A 17,782-nucleotide genomic window follows, 5' to 3' on the forward strand; every position below is an offset into this window, starting at 1 on the left:
ACGAAAGACAGACGCAACCCTCCAGCCACACGGGTACAGACGCAAATGGCATACGCAACCGACACCACCCGCATCGCAGGCCGCTCCGAAGGACTCGTCGAGCGCTTCCGCACTGCCCTCGCTCGTCGCCGCCTGTACAAGCAGACCTTCAGCGAGCTGTCCGCGCTGAGCAACCGCGAACTGGGCGATCTTGGGCTGCACCGCTCGATGATCCGCCGAATCGCCTACCAGGCCGCCTACGAGGCATAAGAATTCGAACACGTCCCGGCTCTCTCCTCCTCCCTGAGCCGGTTCGTTACGGCGGTGACCTCTCTCCTCCTCCCTGAGGTCACCGCCACACGAACAAGGGCCGCAAGGCCTAGACATCGACAGCCCCTCTCCTCCTCCCTGGGGCATCGATACAGCGGCGATCTCTCTCCTCCTCCCTGAGATCGCCGCACCAGATACCGGGGCACCTGACAAAGGTCGCCCCAGAACTTCGGAGCCCCTCTCCTCCTCCCTGGGGCGTCGATGCAGCGGCGGTCTCTCTCCTCCTCCCTGAGACCGCCGCACCAGATACCGGGGCTTCCTGCCAAAGGTCGCCCCAGAACTTCGGAGCCCCTCTCCTCCTCCCTGGGGCGTCGATGCAGCGGCGATCTCTCTCCTCCTCCCTGAGACCGCCGCACCAGATAACGGGGCGCCTGCCAAAGGTCGCCCCAGAAGCTTCGGAGCCCCTCTCCTCCTCCCTGGGGCGTCGATGCAGCGGCGATCTCTCTCCTCCTCCCTGAGATCGCCGCACCCTACATAGGGCCTGTCTCGGGCCCGATCGGATCGAAAGCCCCTCTTCTCCTCCTCCTCGGGCTTTCGTGACACGGAACGGCGGTGCCTCTCCTCCTCCCTGGCACCGCCGTTTTCCGTTTCCCACTCCCGCCAAGTTGCCCCGCGCCGAAAAGCGCGCCCCGCCACGCCCCTCCGGGCGCAAGCGGCGCTTTCCCTTTGCCGAGCCTTTCGGTAGGAGGGTTCGGACAACAGCACAAAGCAGGCATGGGAACGCAGCCATGGCGATGGAAAAGACCTTCAACGCGGCCGAGGCCGAGGCGCGCATCTACAAGGCGTGGGAAGACAGCGGAGCCTTCAAGGCCGGGGCCAACGCCTCGCGCGATGAAAGCTTCTGCATCATGATCCCGCCCCCGAACGTGACCGGCTCGCTGCACATGGGCCACGCGTTCAACAACACGCTGCAGGACATCCTCGTGCGCTGGCACCGGATGCGCGGCTTCGACACGCTCTGGCAGCCCGGGCAGGACCACGCGGGCATCGCCACGCAGATGGTCGTCGAGCGCGAACTGGCCAAGGACAAGAACAACGCCACCCGCCGCGAGATGGGCCGCGAGGCCTTCCTCGAGAAGGTCTGGGAGTGGAAGCAGCAGTCCGGCGGCACGATCATCAACCAGCTCAAGCGCCTCGGCGCCTCCTGCGACTGGTCGCGCAACGCCTTCACCATGTCGGGGGCCGAGGGTGCGCCCGCGGGCGAGGAAGGCAACTTCCACGACGCGGTGATCAAGGTCTTCGTCGACATGTACGACAAGGGCCTGATCTACCGCGGCAAGCGTCTGGTGAACTGGGACCCGCATTTCGAGACCGCGATCTCCGACCTCGAGGTCGAGAACATCGAGGTGCCGGGCCACATGTGGCACTTCAAGTACCCGCTCGCGGGCGGAGAGACCTACACCTACGTCGAGAAGGACGAGGACGGCAACGTGCTCTTCTCCGAGGAGCGTGACTACATCTCCATCGCCACCACCCGCCCCGAGACCATGCTCGGCGACGGCGCGGTCGCGGTGCACCCCTCGGATGAGCGCTATGCGCCCATCGTCGGCAAGCTCTGCGAAATCCCGGTGGGGCCGAAAGAGCACCGCCGCCTGATCCCGATCATCGTGGACGAATACCCCGATCCCACCTTCGGCTCGGGCGCGGTGAAGATCACCGGCGCGCATGACTTCAACGACTACGGCGTGGCCAAGCGTGGCGGCATTCCCTGCTACCGGCTGATGGACACCCGCGGAGCCATGCGCGAGGACGGTCACCCCTACGCCGAGGCCGCCGAGATCGCCCAGCAGGTCGCCCGCGGCGAGCTGGACCTCGACGAGCACGAGGCGGACAAGCTGAACCTCGTGCCGGATCACCTGCGCGGCCTCGACCGTTTCGCGGCGCGCGAAGCGGTGATCGCCGAGATCACCGCCGAGGGTCTCGCGGTGATGACCGAAGCGACCGACCCGCGCCTCGGCAAGGCCGCGGGCAAGGCCCCGGTCGCGCCCGAGGAAGGCGGCGAGGCGCTGGACGAGCCCGCACAATGGGTGCCGCTGGTCGAGGCCAAGCCGATCATGCAACCCTTCGGCGACCGATCGAAGGTGGTGATCGAGCCGATGCTCACCGACCAGTGGTTCGTCGACACCGCGCAGATCGTCGGCCCGGCGCTCGATGCCGTGCGCGACGGCCGCGTGCGGATCATGCCCGAGAGCGGCGAGAAGACCTATTACCATTGGCTCGAGAACATCGAGCCCTGGTGCATCTCGCGCCAGCTGTGGTGGGGCCACCAGATTCCTGTCTGGCACACCCCGGGCATGGGCGACGAATGGCGCTCGTTCTGCGCCGCCTCGGAAGATGAGGCGATCGAGAAGATGAAGGCGGTCTTCGGCGAGGATGCCGAGTTCCTGATCGTCGAGGATGCCGCCGCCGCCGAGGATCACCTTGCCGACTTGCTGTCGCAGGGCATGGATTACACCGGCGTCGACCAGCGCCGCCGGCCGCAGGCGATCCCGGTGTTCCGCGATCCCGACGTTCTGGACACCTGGTTCTCATCGGGTCTCTGGCCGATCGGCACGCTCGGCTGGCCCGAACAGACGCCGGAGCTGAAGAAGTACTTCCCGACCGACGTTCTGGTCACTGGGCAGGACATCCTCTTCTTCTGGGTCGCCCGGATGATGATGATGCAGCTCGCCGTGGTGGACGAGGTCCCCTTCAAGGACGTCTACCTGCATGGCCTCGTGCGCGACGCCAAGGGCAAGAAGATGTCCAAATCGCTGGGCAATGTCGTCGATCCGCTGGAGATCATCGACGAGTACGGCGCCGACGCGCTGCGCTTCACCAATGCCGCCATGGCCTCGCTCGGGGGCGTGCTTAAGCTCGACATGCAGCGCATCGCCGGCTACCGCAACTTCGGCACCAAGCTGTGGAACGCCGCCTCCTACGCGCAGATGAACGGCGTCTTCGAGCTGGCCCACAGCGATGCGGTGCCCGAGACCACCCTGCCCCTCAACCGCTGGATCAAGGGCGAGGTCGCCAAGACCCGCGAGGCCGTGGACGCAGCGCTGGCCGACTACCGCTTCAACGACGCGGCGCAGGCACTCTACGCCTTTGTCTGGGGCACCTTCTGCGACTGGTACCTCGAGTTCACCAAGCCGGTGTTCCACGGCGAGGACGAGGCCGCCAAGGCCGAGACCCGCGCCACCTACGCCTGGGCCTTCGACCAGTGCCTGATCCTGCTGCACCCGATCATGCCCTTCGTCACCGAAGAGCTCTGGGCGCAGCGCGCACGGCCGAAGATGCTGATCCACGCCGACTGGCCGGAGTACACCGCGGCCGAGATGGTCGACGCGCAGGCCGATGCCGAGCTGAACTGGGTGATCCGCATGATCGAGGCGATCCGTTCGGCGCGCGCGCAGATGCACGTGCCCGCCGGCGCCTACGTGCCCTGCGTGGTCAAGGGGCTGACGCCGGAGGCCCGTGCCGCCTATGCCACCAACGAGGCCTTCGTGAAACGCTACGCGCGGATCGAGGACCTGACCGAGGTCGAGGAGATGCCCAAGGGCACCGCAGCCTTGGCTCTGAGCGGCGGCACCTTTGGTCTGCCGCTGGCGGGGATCATTGATGTCGAGGAGGAAAAGGCCCGGCTCGAGAAGGCGCTGCAGAAGCTCGCCAAGGAACTCGGAGGCCTGCGCGGCCGGCTGAAGAACCCCAAGTTCGCCGAGAGCGCGCCGGAAGAGGTCGTGCAGGAGACCCGCGACAACCTCGCCGCGCGCGAGGAGGAAGAGGCTAAGCTGAAGGAAGCGCTGGCACGGCTCGCAGAGCTCGGCTGACGCCTAGAGGCAGCGAAACGGAAAGGCCCGCCCGGAACGCTCCGGGCGGGCCTTTTTCATTGCCGGTGCCTCTCCCCCGGCGCCGCGCGCGTGGCAGGCGGCGGGTGATGCGTATTTGGAAAGTGAAGAACCGCACGGAAAACGATTGGGACGGCGCGCCGCGCCCGTCCCTTCTTCAATTTCCAGATACGCAAAATCCCGTGGGACGCCTGCGCCTCAGCCGACCAGAAGCGCCCGCGCCGCCGCCCGCGCCTCGGGGGTGACCGTGTCCCCCGCGAGCATCCGCGCGATCTCGTCCTCGCGCTCGCCTGCGCCCAGCGGGGTGACCGACGACAGGGTGACGTCGTTCTCCACCCGTTTCGCCACGCGCCAGTGATGCGCGCCGAGCGCGGCGACCTGCGGCGAGTGGGTGACGACCAGCACCTGCCCACCTTCGGCCAGCGCCGCGAGACGGCGGCCCACGGCGGCGGCGGTGGCGCCACCGACGCCCCGGTCAATCTCGTCGAAGATCATCGTGACCTCGCCGCCCTGCTCTTCCGAGAGGCTCACCTTGAGCGCCAAGAGGAACCGCGACAGCTCGCCGCCCGAGGCGATTTTGTTGAGCGGGCCGGAGGGTGCGCCCGGGTTGGTGGCGACGGTGAAGGCGACGGCATCACGCCCCTCTGGGCCCTCGGAGGTCTCGGTGACCTCGGTGCGGAAGACCGCGCGCTCCATCTTGAGCGGCGCCAGCTCGGCGGCCACGGCAGCGTCGAGCCGGCCAGCCGCCTCGCGCCGGGCCTCGGTCAGCGCAGCGGCAGCAGTGTCATAGGCTTTCTCTGTCCGGCGCAACTCGGCGCCCAGCGTGTCCAGCTCCTCGGCGGAATTGTCCAGCGCCGACAGCCGTGCCGAGAGCGTCTCTCGCAGCGGGGCCAGCTCGTCGGGCAGCACATTGTGCTTGCGGGCAAGGCCGCGGATGGCGAAGAGCCGCTCCTCGGTGTCCTCGAGCGCGCGCGGATCGAAGTCGAGCGCCTCGAGCGTGTCTTCCACCTCGCGCGCGGCCTCGTCGAGTTCGGCCATGGCACGGGTCAGCGCCGAGATTGCCGCGTCGAGTCGCCCCTCCGCGCCCTCGGAAGCCCCGTCGAGCCAGCGCAGCGCATCGGCCATGGCGCCTTCTGCCCCGTCGCTGCCGAGCGTGTGGCCGGCGCGGGCGATGTCTGCGCGGATGCGCTCGGCGGCCTGCATCATGCGACGGCGCGCGTCCAGCTCGGCCTCTTCCCCGGCCTCGGGCGCGAGCTTGTCGAGCTCGGCCACGGCATGGCGCAGAAAGTCTTCCTCGGCGCGCACCGCTTCGAGCGCCGCCTCGGCCTCCGACAGGCGCTTGCGGGCGTTGCGCTGCTCGGCCCAGGCCGCGCGGGCGGCGGCGAGCTCGGCGGTCACCGCGGCATATGTGTCAAGGATGTCGCGGTGCCCCGAAGGGTTCAGCAAGCCGCGGTCGTCGTGCTGGCCGTGCAGTTCCACCAGCGTTTCGGACAGGCGCCGCAGCACCTCGCCGCTGGCGCGTCGGTCGTTGATCCAGGCGGTCTTGCGTCCGTCGGCGCTGTTCACCCGGCGCAGGATCAGCTCGTCCGAGACCGGCAGCCCGACCTCGTTCAGCACCGCGCGGGCGGCATGGCCGGGGGACAGCTCGAAGACGGCGGTCACCTCGCCCTGCGCGGCACCGGCGCGCACCAGCTCGGCGCGGCCGCGCCAGCCGAGCACGAAGCCGAGGCTGTCGAGAAGGATGGATTTGCCCGCCCCGGTCTCGCCGGTGAGCACGTTGAGGCCCGGCTGGAAGTTCAGGTCCAGCCGGTCGATGATCAGCAGATCTCGGATTTCAAGCGCTCGGAGCATCCATTCAGGCGGTCGAGCCGCTCTCCCTCAGATCCACTGGCCCTTGATCATCTGGCGGTACACCTGTGCCAGCCAGCTGTCGCCCGCGGCCTCAAGTTCAAGCCCGCGACCTGTCAGCAGCTTGTAGCTGTCCTGGTACCATTGCGTGCCCCGGAAGTTGTATCCAAGGATCGCCCCGGCACTTTGCGCCTCTTCCACCAGACCCAGCGAAAGATAAGCCTCGACCAGCCGGTGCAGCGCCTCGGCGGTGTGGGTGGTGGTCTGGAAATCCTCGACCACGACGCGGAAGCGGCTGATCGCGGCGCCGTAATTCTCGCGCTTGAGATAGTAGCGCCCGATCTCCATCTCCTTCGCCGCGAGGTGGTCGAAGGCGAGATCGAACTTCAGGATCGAACTGCGGGCATATTCGCTGTCGGGATAACGCTCGATCACCGTGCGCAGCGCCTGCAGCGCTTGGAAGGTGAGCCCCTGGTCGCGGCCGACTTCCTCGATCTGGTCGTAATAGGACAGCGCCAGAAGGTACTGCGCGTAGGCGGCATCCTCGTCGCTGGGATAGAAGTCGATGTAGCGCTGTGCCGCCGAGCGGGAATTTTCATAATCCTTGGCCCGGTGGTAGCTGTACGCCTGCATGATCAGCGCCCGCTTGGCCCAGTCCGAATAGGGATAGAGCCGCTCGACTTCGCCGAAGTAGTACGCAGCGCGCTCGGCGTCGCTACGCTCCATCTCGAACTCGCCGCGTTCGAAGATCTGCTCGGCGGTGTAGTTCTCGATCGGAACCCCGCCAGGACCGGTTCCGGGCTGCTCTTGAGCCGAGCAGCCTACCAGGAGAATCGCGGAGAAAGCCGCCCCGATCACCGCATTTCGCGACCTGCCGCCTGCCATGCCCGACTTACCTCACATTCCTTGCCAAGCCCCCTCCGGGGCCTTGGCTCGGTCCTAGCACAGAAATTTCCGGGGCAAAACGCCTTAACGGCGATTTGAGCACGCCGCCGCTGTCAGGCAACCGCGGGGATCTCGTCGCGTTCGACACCGGCGCCTGGAAGGCGCGCGGACATCCGCGCATCGCACACTGTCAGCCGGTAGGCACCGTCTGTCGAGAAGAGCGCATGCAGCAGCTTGTTGGTGATCGCGTGGCCAGCCTTGAAGCCGGTATAATGGCCGATGATCGGCGCGCCAGCGGTGTAGAGATCGCCAAGGGCGTCGAGCATCTTGTGGCGCACGGCCTCGTCGGTGTGGCGCAGGCCGCCCGGCGAAAGGACCTTGTCGCCATCGACCACGACGGCGTTCTCGTAGGTGCCGCCGAGCGCCAGTCCATTGGCCTGCATCGCGTCGACATCGGCCTGGCGGCAGAAGGTGCGGCTGTCGCAGAGCTCACGCACGAAGCTGCCGTTGGCGAGGTTGATCGCCTTGTCCTGGGTGCCGATCGCGGCGTCGGCGAAATCGATGTGGAACTCCATCGTCGTGCCCTGCCCCGGGGACAGGCGCGCCCAGCCACCGGGGGTCTCGACCTCGACGGTCTTGAGAATCTCGATGGCGCGGACCGGAGCACGCAACTCGCGCACGCCGCGCGCGAGGATCGCGCGAACGAAGGGTGCGGCGGAGCCGTCGACGATCGGAACTTCGGGGCCGTCGATCTCGATCAGCGCGTTGTGGATGCCGCAACCGGCGAGCGCGGCCATCACGTGCTCGATGGTCGACACCGAGACGCCGGCGCGGTTTTTGATGAGGGTGCAGAGCGGCGAGATCTCGACCGCGTCAAAGCGGGCGGGGACGAGGGCGTCGCCGATTTCGATGTCCGTGCGCTTAAACCAGATGCCGTGCTCGGCGGCGGCCGGGCGAATGGTCATCCGGACAGGCGCGCCTGAATGAAGGCCCACGCCCTGGAAGCTCACTGCACTGCGGATCGTCGTTTGCACTTTGGTCACCTTTGTCTGGAGCGCCCCCTCCCCAGCGGCGCGCACCTTTGCTGGGAGGGAGATACTCACAGGGGGACAAGTTCTCAAATCAAGTATTGCAACGAAGTGAAACATGCGGGTTTCCTAATGGGCGGATGCACGCCGGACCTTCGCGAACCTCCGCCAAATACTTGGTTTACAACGAAAAACACCCTCTCTTCCGAGAGGGTGTTCCGACGCGCCTTGCGCAGATCGTGCACCCGCGCGAGCCCGCGCGGGTGAAATATGTCAGTTTGCCTGGCGGCGCAGGAAGGCCGGGATCTCGATCCGGTCCTGCTCGGGCGCCTCTTCCGGGGCCGGGGCGGGCGCCGGACGCTGGGCCTGCATCGGCGGCTGGCGGCGGGCCTGCGGCTGCGGTTGAGGCGCTGCCGGCGCAGCGGGCTGGGCCTGCTGTTCGTGGGCGTGGTGGCCAGTCATGCGGTTGATCAGCGAGTTGATCCCGAAGCGGGGCTTCTCGGCTTCCGGCGCGCGCTGCGGCTCGGCCTGCTGCGGACGCGCCCCGGCGGGCTGGCCCTGGCGGTTGTTGCGGGCCGCCGCGGCGTGCAGGCGCTTCATCGTGTCGGCCGACGGCTGACCCGGGGCGCGCGGCGCCACGAAGCTGTCAGGCGCGACATCGAGCGGCGCGTGGTCGGGCTGACGCTGGACCGGCTGCGGGCGGTAGGCGGGCGGCGGCAGACCGTCATCGGTCTCGGCCACCTCCTGCTGGGCGCCCCCCATCTCGCCGAAGAGCGACGGTTCGTCTTCTTCGTAGGTTTGCTGGGTTGCCACCGGAGCGTGCTGCGGCGCGGCCTGTGCGGCCACCGGCTGCGGGGCGACGGGCTGCTGCGGCGCCGGGGCGGCGGCAACGGGCTGTTCTTCCGGCTGGGCGAGCGGCTGCGACAGCGGACGGCGCGGCACGGGCATTTCACCCTGCGAGCCCGAAGCGTCGATGCCGGTCGCGACGACCGAAACCCGCATGCGGCCTTCCATCGTGTCGTCAAGGGTCGAGCCCACGATGATGTTGGCGTCTGCGTCCACTTCCTCGCGGATGCGGTTGGCCGCCTCGTCAAGCTCGAACAGGGTGAGGTCGTGGCCACCGGTGATGTTGATGAGCACGCCCTTGGCGCCCTTGAGGCTGATCTCGTCGAGCAGCGGGTTGGCGATGGCCTTCTCGGCGGCCTGGATGGCGCGATCTTCGCCGTCCGCCTCGCCGGTGCCCATCATCGCCTTGCCCATCTCGTCCATCACCGCGCGCACGTCGGCGAAGTCGAGGTTGATGAGGCCCGGGCGAACCATGAGGTCGGTCACACCCTTGACGCCCTGGTAGAGCACGTCGTCGGCAAGGCTGAAAGCCTCGGTGAAGGTGGTCTTCTCGTTGGCCAGACGGAACAGGTTCTGGTTCGGGATGATGATCAGCGTGTCGACCACCTTCTGCAGGTGCTCGACGCCGTCTTCCGCCTGGCGCATGCGCTTGGCGCCTTCGAACTGGAAGGGCTTGGTCACCACGCCGACAGTCAGCACACCGAGTTCACGCGCGGCCTGCGCGATGATCGGGGCCGCGCCGGTGCCGGTGCCGCCGCCCATGCCGGCGGTGATGAAGCACATATGCGCGCCGGCGAGGTGATCGACGATCTGCTCGATGCTCTCTTCAGCGGCCGCCGAGCCAACCGAAGGACGGGCGCCTGCGCCAAGACCCTCGGTCACCTTCACGCCAAGCTGGACCTTGGCGGTCGACAGGCTCTGCTGCAGCGCCTGCGCGTCGGTGTTGGCAACGACGAAGTCCACGCCTTCGAGCTGCTTGGTGATCATGTTGTTGACTGCGTTGCCACCAGCGCCGCCGACGCCGAATACGGTGATCCGGGGCTTGAGCTCTTCCTGGCCGGGCATCGAGAGATTGAGTGCCATGTGATGTTCCGCCTGTCGTTTATGACTTGTTTCGCGCCTGTCCTGCGCCTTGCGATAATTATTACCGGGATCCTAGCGCTGGGTCACGTAAAAAACACAGATCCACCACGAAATATGGCTTTAGGATTGACTATTCGCGCGAGATTTCGCCAGTCCCTACCAAGTCTTGCGTCTGACGCTTACGGTAATACAAAACACCTCAGGGACGCCCCCTGCTTGGCAGAAGGCGCAGCCGAATCTCTTTGTCTGTGTCGGAGATGCCTGCTCGCCTCTCCCTGACCGCGTCTTGCGCGCGGATCAGCCTTCATATTACGCGGTTTCTCTGCGCGGCGTCACCCCGAACTCTTCGTGAACAGAGCGTTTTCTGCGGCAAGAAATGCGCTTACCAGTTGTCGCGGAACCACTTCACCGCTTTCAGGAGCGACCGCGAGGAATAGCGCTCGATCGGGATTTCGAAGTCCCACCATTCGTCCTGCGGATGCGCCGCGAAGAGGCACATGCCCACCGCCGAAGCGAAGCCCGGTCCGGTGACGGCCTGCGGCAGCCCGTGCACGCGCATCGGACGGCCAAGGCGCACTTGGCTGCCGAGGATCCGGCTCGCCAGCCCGTCGAGACCGGGGATCTGGCTTGCGGCGCCGGTCAGCACGATCTGCTGGCTCGGCAGGTGCTCGAAGCCCGCCGCGTCGAGGCAGGCGCGCACCTCCTCGAGGATTTCCTCGACCCGCGGGCGCATGATGCCGATCAGCTCGGCACGGCTCACCTGCCGGCGGTCGTGGTGCCAGTCGCCGGTGTCGCCCGAGATCTCGATCATCTCGCGGTCGTCCATCCCGGTGGCATGCACGCCGCCGTAGAAGGTCTTGATGCGCTCGGCCATGGCCATGGGGATCTGCAGCCCCATCGAGATGTCGCCGGTGACGTGATCGCCGCCCATCGGCACCGCGTCGCCGTAGATCATGTGCTTCTTCATGAAGATCGACACGCCGGTGGCGCCGCCGCCCATGTCGATGCAGGCCGCGCCCAGCTCCTGCTCATCCTCGACGAGCGCCGCGACGCCCGACACGTAAGCCGAGCTGGCGATGCCCGCGAGCTCGAGATCGCAGCGCTTGACGCAATGGGCGAGGTTCTGGATCGCCTGGGCGTTGACCGTCAGCATATGCATATCGCAGGTCAACTCGCGGCCGATCTGGCCGCGCGGGTCACTGAGGCCCGAGCGATGGTCGAGCGCGAAGTTCACCGGCTGCGCGTGCAGCACCTCGCGGCCATGGCCCACGTCGGGCACGTCACAGGCCGAGAGCACCCGTGCCACGTCTTGCTCGGTCACCATGCTGCCGTCGATGCTCACCTTGCCGTCGAGCCCGTAGCTGCGCGGCTCGGCGCCCGAGAAGCAGGCGATCACGTGGTCGACCCGGATGCCCGCCATCTTCTGCGCCGCCTGCACCGCGGTGCGGATCGCGCGTTCCGTCTCGCTCATCGCGGCGATCTCGCCGAAGCGCACCCCGCGCGAGCGGGTGGTGGCCGCGCCGATCACCCGGAAGCCCGCCTGACCAGCCAGCGAGCCGACGCCGCTGTCGGTGCCGCGCTCGGTGCCATCGAAGCGAAGCACCAGGCAGGCGATCTTCGAGCTGCCCACATCCAGCACCGCAACGACACCGCGCTGCATCGCCGCCTTGCGCATGTTGCGCATCGCGCGCTGGGACTCGTAAAGCTCGAACATTATCGTTTTTCCCCGGTCTCGATGGACTTGATCCGCCAGTATTCCTGTGCCGCGTCCTGATGCAGCCGCAGCGTCGGGCGCTGCGCCAGCCGCAGGTCCACCGCCGCGATGTCGCGTGAAAGCATGTCGACGGCGCCATCCATCGCCATCGCCCGTTCGAGCGCCTGCACGGCGCCCTCTTCGGGCAGCAGAATCCGCTGCCCCTCGTCCAGAACCACGTCCCAGCGCCGGTTGCCGATGCGCTCCAACCCGCGCAGACGGCCCGCCAGCGGCGCCGCGGCAGCGAAGAGTTCAAGCGCCTCGGGCACGTCGGCCTCGGCCCCTGCCCCGGCGATCACCGGCAGTTCCGGATGCGCGGCACGGGTGCCTGCCGGACCGACGAAAACGCCGGTCTCGTCCCGCAACTCGAGCCCGCGCAGACCCCTCCAGAGCACCACGGGAACCCGTTCGACAACGGAGACCTCGAGCACCCCGCCCTGCTTGATCCGCAGGCTCGCCGATTTGACCGCGTCGAGCCCCGTGACGATGCGATGCATCTCTTCGAGGTCGAGGTCGAAGGAGCTGAGCGGGAAGTCCAGCGAGAGGATCTCGCGCACGTCCTCCGCGACGCTCTCACTGGCGCCGTCGATGGCCATGAGGTTGACGCGAAACTCCGGGCGACCCTCGATCTGGTCACGCACCGACTGCACGGCGCCGATAAAGGCCTCGCGGTTGCTGTCGATCGAGAAATACCAACTCGCGCCGCCGAGTCCGACCAGGAACGGCAGCCCGAAGCGCAGCGAGAAGCGGAAGAGCGGCGTCAGCATGAGCCGCTCGAGCCGGTACTTCAGCCGCGACGGCGCCGGATCGGACCGGAATACCTGTGCGCGACCGGCCTGCGCCTGTGGCGCGCGGGCGGGCGCGGCTCCTACCTGTCGCATGAGGCGTCCTCCACCATCCAGCGGCAGAGCGCACCGAAGGTCATGCCGCAGGCCTGCGCCTGCTCGGGGGCCAGCGAGGTGGGCGTCATGCCCGGCTGGGTGTTCGTCTCGAGCAGCACCAGCCCGTCCCGACCGCGACTCTCGTCCCAACGGAAATCGGTCCGGCTGAGGCCGCGGCAGCCAAGCGCCTTGTGAGCGCGCAGCGCGTAATCGAGGCAGGCGTCGAAGATCTGCTGCGGGATCTCGGCGGGCACCACGTGGCGTGAGCCGCCGGCCTTGTACTTGGCGTCGTAGTCGTACCAGCCCTCGGTGATGATGTCGGTCACCGTCAGCGCGCGGTCGCCGAGCACCGTGGTGGTCAGCTCGCGGCCCGGCGCATAGGTTTCGACCATCACCGTCTCGGGCATCTCCTCGGAGAGCTGCGGCGGCTGGTTGGCGCCATCCATCACCAGGTAGACGCCGACCGAGCTGCCCTCGTTGTAGGGCTTCACCACGTAGGGGGGCGGCAACAGGTGGCTGGCGCCAACCTCGGCCTTGGAGGCCAGCAGGCTGTCGACCACCGGCAGCCCCACGTCGCGATAGACCTGCTTGGAGCGTTCCTTGTCCATCGCCACGGCAGAGGCCAACACGCCGGAATGGGTGTACGGAATCCGCATCCACTCGAGCAGGCCCTGCACGCAGCCATCCTCGCCCCAGCGGCCATGAAGTGCGTTGAAAACGACGTCGGGAGACAGGTCCGCAAGCCGCGCGGCCAAGTCGGGCCCCGCGTCCAGGTCGATCACCTCAAATCCCTCATTCCGCAAAGCGGCGGCACATTCCCGACCGGAACTCAGCGAGACCTCGCGCTCAGCCGAAGGTCCGCCCATCAATACCGCCACTTTGGGAGCTGCCCTGCTCGACATCCCCAAAACCGCCTCGTTGCGCGGGCCATGCCCGCCATGCCTGCCGCCGGGGTTTGCCCCGGTCAGCTGCCCGCGTGCCGCTCAATTCGGCGCGCGAACCTGATTCACCACGGCGTGCGACCCTGAGTTGATTCTGGGAAGACTGCCGCCTCGTTCACCGCGCCCTGCCTGGGGGCGCTGCTTTTATAGTTGGAGCGCGTAACGCCCTCAGTTTTCAAGCGGATCGCCGACCCGCATGATTTCCCACTGTAGCTGCAAACCACTGTGTTGGAAAACCCTTTTTCGAACTTCCTCGCCCAGCCCCTCAAGATCGGCGGCACTTGCCTCGCCGGTGTTCACCAGGAAGTTGGAATGCATCGGGCTCATCTGCGCCCCGCCCTGCGTGGCACCGCGCATCCCGGCCTCGTCGATCACCTTCCATGCCTTCATCTCATGGGTGTCGTCCTCGCGCCCGGTCGAACTGAAGCCCGCCGGATTGCGGAAAGTCGACCCCGCCGTGCGGTCCTTGGTCGGCTGAGTCTCGTCGCGCTTCTTCAGCTGCGCCTCCATGCGGGCGTCGAGTTCCGCCGGATCGCCCTGCGACCCCTCGAAAACCGCCTCGACCACCACTGTGCCCTCGGGCAGCTCGGACTGGCGGTACTGCAGGTTCAGCTCGGCCGCCGGAAGGGTCACCAGCGCGCCCTGCCGGGTCACGGCGCGAATCTCGACGAGGCGGTCGGCGACATAGGTGCCGTAGCAGCCGGCGTTCATCCGCACCGCCCCGCCGATCGAGCCGGGAATGGTGCGCAGGAAGGTGAGATCCACCCCCGCCCGCGCCGCACGCTTCGCCACATGGGCATCGAGCGCCGCCGCGCCAGCTGTGACGCGGGTGCCTTCGGCTTCGATGCCGTTGAAGCCGCGCCCGAGGCGGATCACCACGCCGCGCATGCCGCCGTCGCGCACGATGAGATTCGATCCGACCCCCATCGGGAAGACCGGCACTTCGGCAGGCAGCGCCGCCAGGAAGTCCTGCAGGTCCTGAAGGTCGGCGGGCTGAAACAGCACCTCGGCGGGTCCGCCGACGCGCAGCCAGGTCAGTTCGGAAAGCGGGCGGCCCTCGGTGAGGCGGCCACGGACGGGGGGAAGCTGATCAATCATGCACAGGGTTCTGCCGCGTTCCGCAGCGCGGGTAAAGGCCCTGCGAGCAGCTCAGCCCAGCCGGGCGCGCACCCAGCGGATCAGATAGAGCATCGGCCAGCGCAGCACGCTCATCCCGGCCAGCAGAACAACCATCCCGACCCAGGGCCCGCTCTGCCACCAGACCCAACCGATCAGCGGCACCCCGAGCGCGATCAGCACATAGGCACGCGTCCAGTGATTGTCGCGCGAGGGCAGCATGCCGAGCACATTGGCCAGCACCAGCCACAGGCAGGCAAGAAAGAGCGATGGGGTCATGCTGCATCTCCGGCGGTCGGAACCAGACTGGCGCATGCCCCGCCAGCTCACAAGCCGGTCAGGACAGCATCCCGGTCAGGAAGCGCCGCACCGGCCAGGCCACCAGCAGCCCTCCCCCGGTGCTCGCTAGCAAGGCGGCGCTGCCCGAGGGATCGTGGTGGATCTGCAGCGCCAGCCCCGCGAAGAAGGCCAGCGCGAAGAAGAAGACGAGGCGGCGCAGAATCCCCAGCACCGCCACCGCCGAAAGAAGGACGATCACCCCCGCGATGGCCCAGAGCACGCTCACGAGCGCCCCCTTCTCAGCTTTCCAGCCGCGCAGGCAGGTTGTTGGCCCAAGCCGAGATCGTGCCCGCGCCAAGGCAGACCACCATGTCGCCCGGACGCGCCTGCTCGCGCACCAGCCGCTCGAGGTCGTCCTCGGACAGGATCGCGCGGGCATGGCGATGGCCGTGGCGGATCAGCCCGGCGACGAGATCGTCGCGGGTCGCGCCCTCGATCGGGTCCTCGCCCGCGCCGTAGACCTCGGCGATGGCGACCACGTCAGCCTCGTTGAAGCAGGTGCAGAAATCGTCGAAGAGCGTGTGCAGCCGCGAGTAGCGGTGGGGCTGATGCACGGCGATGACCCGGCCTTCCGATGCCTGCCGCGCCGCCTTCAGCACGGCAGCGATCTCCACCGGGTGGTGGCCGTAATCGTCGATGATGGTGACGCCGTTGACCTCGCCGACGCGGGTGAAGCGGCGGTTGACCCCGCCGAAGCCCGCCAGAGCCGCGCGGATCTCGTCTGCGGTCATGCCGAGGTGATGCGCAATGGCAATGGCCGAGAGCGCGTTCGAGACGTTGTGATCGCCGGGCATCGGCAGGGTGCACCCCTCGATCACCATGTCTTCGGCCTGGAAGGCGACGTCGAAATGGGCCACGCCCTTTTCATAGCGCAGGTTTACCGCACGCACGTCGGCCTGGGCGTTGAACCCGTAGGTGATCACCCGGCGGTCGGTCACCCGTCCGACCAGAGCCTGCACCTCGGGGTGGTCGGTGCAGCAGACGGCAACGCCGTAGAAGGGAATGTTCGAAACGAACTGGTAAAAGCCGTCGCGCAGCTTCTCGATCGAGCCCCAGTGCTCCATGTGCTCGGGGTCGATATTGGTGACGATGGCGATGGTCGCGGGCAAACGGTTGAAGGTGCCGTCGCTCTCGTCGGCCTCGACCACCATCCACTCGCCGAGGCCGACGCGAGCGTTCGAGCCGTAGGCGTGGATGATGCCGCCGTTGATCACCGTGGGATCGAGGTCCCCTGCGTCGAGCAATGTCGCGACCATGGTGGTCGTCGTGGTCTTGCCGTGGGTGCCCGCCACCGCGATGTTCGACTTCAGCCGCATCAGTTCGGCGAGCATCTCGGCCCGGCGCACCACCGGCAGGCCGCGCCGCCGTGCCTCGTCGAGCTCGGGGTTGCCCGGCTTGATCGCCGAGGAGATCACCACCACCTGCGCGTTCTCGAGGTTCTCGGCGCGCTGACCCTCGAAGACCACCGCACCCAGCGAGACCAGCCGTTCGGTGATCTTGGAGCACTTGAGGTCCGAGCCCTGCACCGCATAGCCGTGGTTGAGCAGCACCTCGGCGATGCCCGACATGCCGATGCCGCCGATGCCGACGAAATGGATCGGGCCGACATCGCCCGGAAGCTTGGTTGCCGGGCTCATGCGCGCGCCTTCCTCGGTGAAGTTCTCATGTTTCATCTCTGCCCCGTCTCCTGCTCATACGCCTGTTCTTCTTCGCCGGGCACATAGGCTTCCGGCTCCGCGTCGTATGTATCGTCGGATCCGAATCCTGCCAGTTCCTCGACCATCTGCGCCAGACCCAGCGCAGCGTCAGGATGCGAGACCGACAGCGCGGCGCGCGACATCTGCGCCGCGCCCTCGGGGTTGCAGAGCACGGCCATCATCGCCTCGGTCATCGCCTCGACCGAGAGCTTGCTCTCGGGGATACGGATCGCCGCGCCAGCATCGACAAGCCCTTGCGCGTTGACCGTCTGGTGATCCGCCAGCGCCGCCGCATAGGGGATGAGGATCGACGGACGCCCGATCACCGAGATATCGGCCACCGAGGACGCTCCCGAGCGCGAGATCACCAGCTGCGCCTCGGACATGCGTGCGGGCACGTCGTTGAAGAAGGGCTGCACCTCGGCGTCGATGCCGTGTTCGTAGTAGAACTTCGCCACCCGCTCGCCGTCCTCGTCGCGCGCCTGATGGCTGATGCGCAGATGCCGCAGCAGCTCCATCGGCAGGCGCTCGATCGCCGGGGGCACCACGTCGGACAGGATGCGAGCGCCCTGCGAGCCGCCGATCACCAGCAGCGACATCGGGTAATCGCCCGGCGGGATGTAGCCCGCCCCTGCCCGCTCGCGCACGGCGCTGCGCACCGGGTTGCCGACAGGAATGCCCTCGACACCCTCGGGCAGCCGCGTCGGCCATGTGCCGCAGGCCACGGCGTCCACCTTGTGGGCGAACTTCTCGTTCACCTTGCCCAGCACGCCGTTCTGCTCGTGGATCATCGCGGGAAGCTTCAGCAGCCGCGCCGCGCCGAGCGCCGGGATCGACGGGTAGCCACCGAAGCCCACGACCACGTTCGGCCGGTCGCGGCGGAAGCGCCGCGCCATGGACAGCACACCCTTGGCAATGCGCAGCGGCACCATGGCCTTGGCGATGAGGCCGCCGCGGGCGAAGGTGGCCGAGGAGACCTCTTCGATCTCGGTGGAATGCGGAAATCCCCCGGTGTAGCGCGCGCCGCGTGCATCGGTAGAGAGCTTCACCCGCCAGCCGCGCCGCAGCATGATCTCGGCCAGTGCCTGTGCCGGGAACATGTGCCCGCCGGTGCCGCCGGCCGCGATGACCAGAAGCGGCTGCCTGCCTTGGTCCGGCCCGCCGTGTTGCGCCATGTGCTCGACCTCGTTCCTGCGCGGGATCTTTTGCCCCGCTGGTTCAGCTCGTCA

14 protein-coding genes are annotated in these 17,782 nt (G+C 67.5%); 2 read left to right on the top strand and 12 right to left on the bottom strand.

Annotated elements, in window-relative coordinates:
* Positions 1–45: 45 nt before the first annotated feature.
* Together G0D83_RS08505 and G0D83_RS08510 are read left to right on the top strand one after the other, a co-directional pair.
* Positions 46–249: a DUF1127 domain-containing protein gene (locus G0D83_RS08505; RefSeq protein WP_108964985.1), complete on the top strand. Its 204-nt coding sequence runs from the start codon at positions 46–48 to the stop codon at positions 247–249.
* Between the two features lie 788 nt (positions 250–1,037).
* Positions 1,038–4,118 carry a valine--tRNA ligase gene (locus tag G0D83_RS08510; protein WP_164192057.1) on the top strand — a complete coding sequence of 1,027 codons (3,081 nt, stop codon included), beginning with the start codon at positions 1,038–1,040 and terminating at the stop codon, positions 4,116–4,118.
* A 216-nt stretch (positions 4,119–4,334) separates the two neighbouring features.
* Here the strand turns inward: G0D83_RS08510 and recN are convergent, their stop codons facing one another.
* The 12 genes from recN to G0D83_RS08570 all read right to left on the bottom strand — a co-directional run bounded on the left by recN (position 4,335) and on the right by G0D83_RS08570 (position 17,728).
* Complete coding sequence (recN, locus tag G0D83_RS08515; RefSeq protein WP_164192060.1) at positions 4,335–5,987, bottom strand: DNA repair protein RecN; 1,653 nt, start codon at positions 5,985–5,987, stop codon at positions 4,335–4,337.
* 27 nt (positions 5,988–6,014) lie between these two features.
* Positions 6,015–6,869 (bottom strand): outer membrane protein assembly factor BamD, encoded by an 855-nt coding sequence (locus G0D83_RS08520; protein WP_164192063.1) that lies wholly within the window; start codon positions 6,867–6,869, stop codon positions 6,015–6,017.
* A 113-nt stretch (positions 6,870–6,982) separates the two neighbouring features.
* Entirely contained in the window at positions 6,983–7,903 is a 921-nt protein-coding gene (lpxC, locus tag G0D83_RS08525; protein ID WP_164192067.1) for a UDP-3-O-acyl-N-acetylglucosamine deacetylase, read from the bottom strand.
* A gap of 267 nt (positions 7,904–8,170) precedes the next feature.
* Positions 8,171–9,826, bottom strand: a complete 1,656-nt coding sequence (gene ftsZ / locus G0D83_RS08530; RefSeq protein WP_108964980.1) for a cell division protein FtsZ — start codon at positions 9,824–9,826, stop codon at positions 8,171–8,173.
* Between the two features lie 382 nt (positions 9,827–10,208).
* Positions 10,209–11,540 carry a cell division protein FtsA gene (ftsA, locus tag G0D83_RS08535; RefSeq protein ID WP_108964979.1) on the bottom strand — a complete coding sequence of 444 codons (1,332 nt, stop codon included), beginning with the start codon at positions 11,538–11,540 and terminating at the stop codon, positions 10,209–10,211.
* Entirely contained in the window at positions 11,540–12,460 is a 921-nt protein-coding gene (locus G0D83_RS08540) for a cell division protein FtsQ/DivIB (RefSeq protein WP_164192070.1), read from the bottom strand. Before G0D83_RS08540 ends, ftsA begins: the two co-directional genes overlap by 1 nt.
* The gene (locus tag G0D83_RS08545) at positions 12,448–13,362 is read right to left on the bottom strand and encodes a D-alanine--D-alanine ligase (RefSeq protein WP_370457191.1); all 915 of its coding nucleotides are present in this window, start codon (positions 13,360–13,362) and stop codon (positions 12,448–12,450) included. Before G0D83_RS08545 ends, G0D83_RS08540 begins: the two co-directional genes overlap by 13 nt.
* A gap of 207 nt (positions 13,363–13,569) precedes the next feature.
* A complete protein-coding gene (gene murB, locus G0D83_RS08550; RefSeq protein ID WP_164192076.1) occupies positions 13,570–14,499 on the bottom strand; it encodes a UDP-N-acetylmuramate dehydrogenase in 930 nt (309 codons plus the stop codon).
* A gap of 51 nt (positions 14,500–14,550) precedes the next feature.
* On the bottom strand, positions 14,551–14,796 hold the full coding sequence (locus tag G0D83_RS08555; RefSeq protein WP_164192079.1) for a DUF2484 family protein: 246 nt from the start codon (positions 14,794–14,796) through the stop codon (positions 14,551–14,553).
* Positions 14,797–14,854: 58 nt separating this feature from the next.
* Positions 14,855–15,082 (bottom strand): hypothetical protein, encoded by a 228-nt coding sequence (locus G0D83_RS08560; protein ID WP_164192082.1) that lies wholly within the window; start codon positions 15,080–15,082, stop codon positions 14,855–14,857.
* Positions 15,083–15,095: 13 nt separating this feature from the next.
* On the bottom strand, positions 15,096–16,493 hold the full coding sequence (gene murC, locus G0D83_RS08565) for a UDP-N-acetylmuramate--L-alanine ligase (RefSeq protein WP_164192360.1): 1,398 nt from the start codon (positions 16,491–16,493) through the stop codon (positions 15,096–15,098).
* Positions 16,494–16,525: 32 nt separating this feature from the next.
* The gene (locus tag G0D83_RS08570; RefSeq protein ID WP_164192085.1) at positions 16,526–17,728 is read right to left on the bottom strand and encodes a UDP-N-acetylglucosamine--N-acetylmuramyl-(pentapeptide) pyrophosphoryl-undecaprenol N-acetylglucosamine transferase; all 1,203 of its coding nucleotides are present in this window, start codon (positions 17,726–17,728) and stop codon (positions 16,526–16,528) included.
* Positions 17,729–17,782 lie beyond the last annotated feature (54 nt).

The sequence above is a fragment of the Salipiger sp. PrR003 genome, from assembly GCF_010500785.1.
Lineage (GTDB): Bacteria > Pseudomonadota > Alphaproteobacteria > Rhodobacterales > Rhodobacteraceae > Salipiger > Salipiger pacificus_A.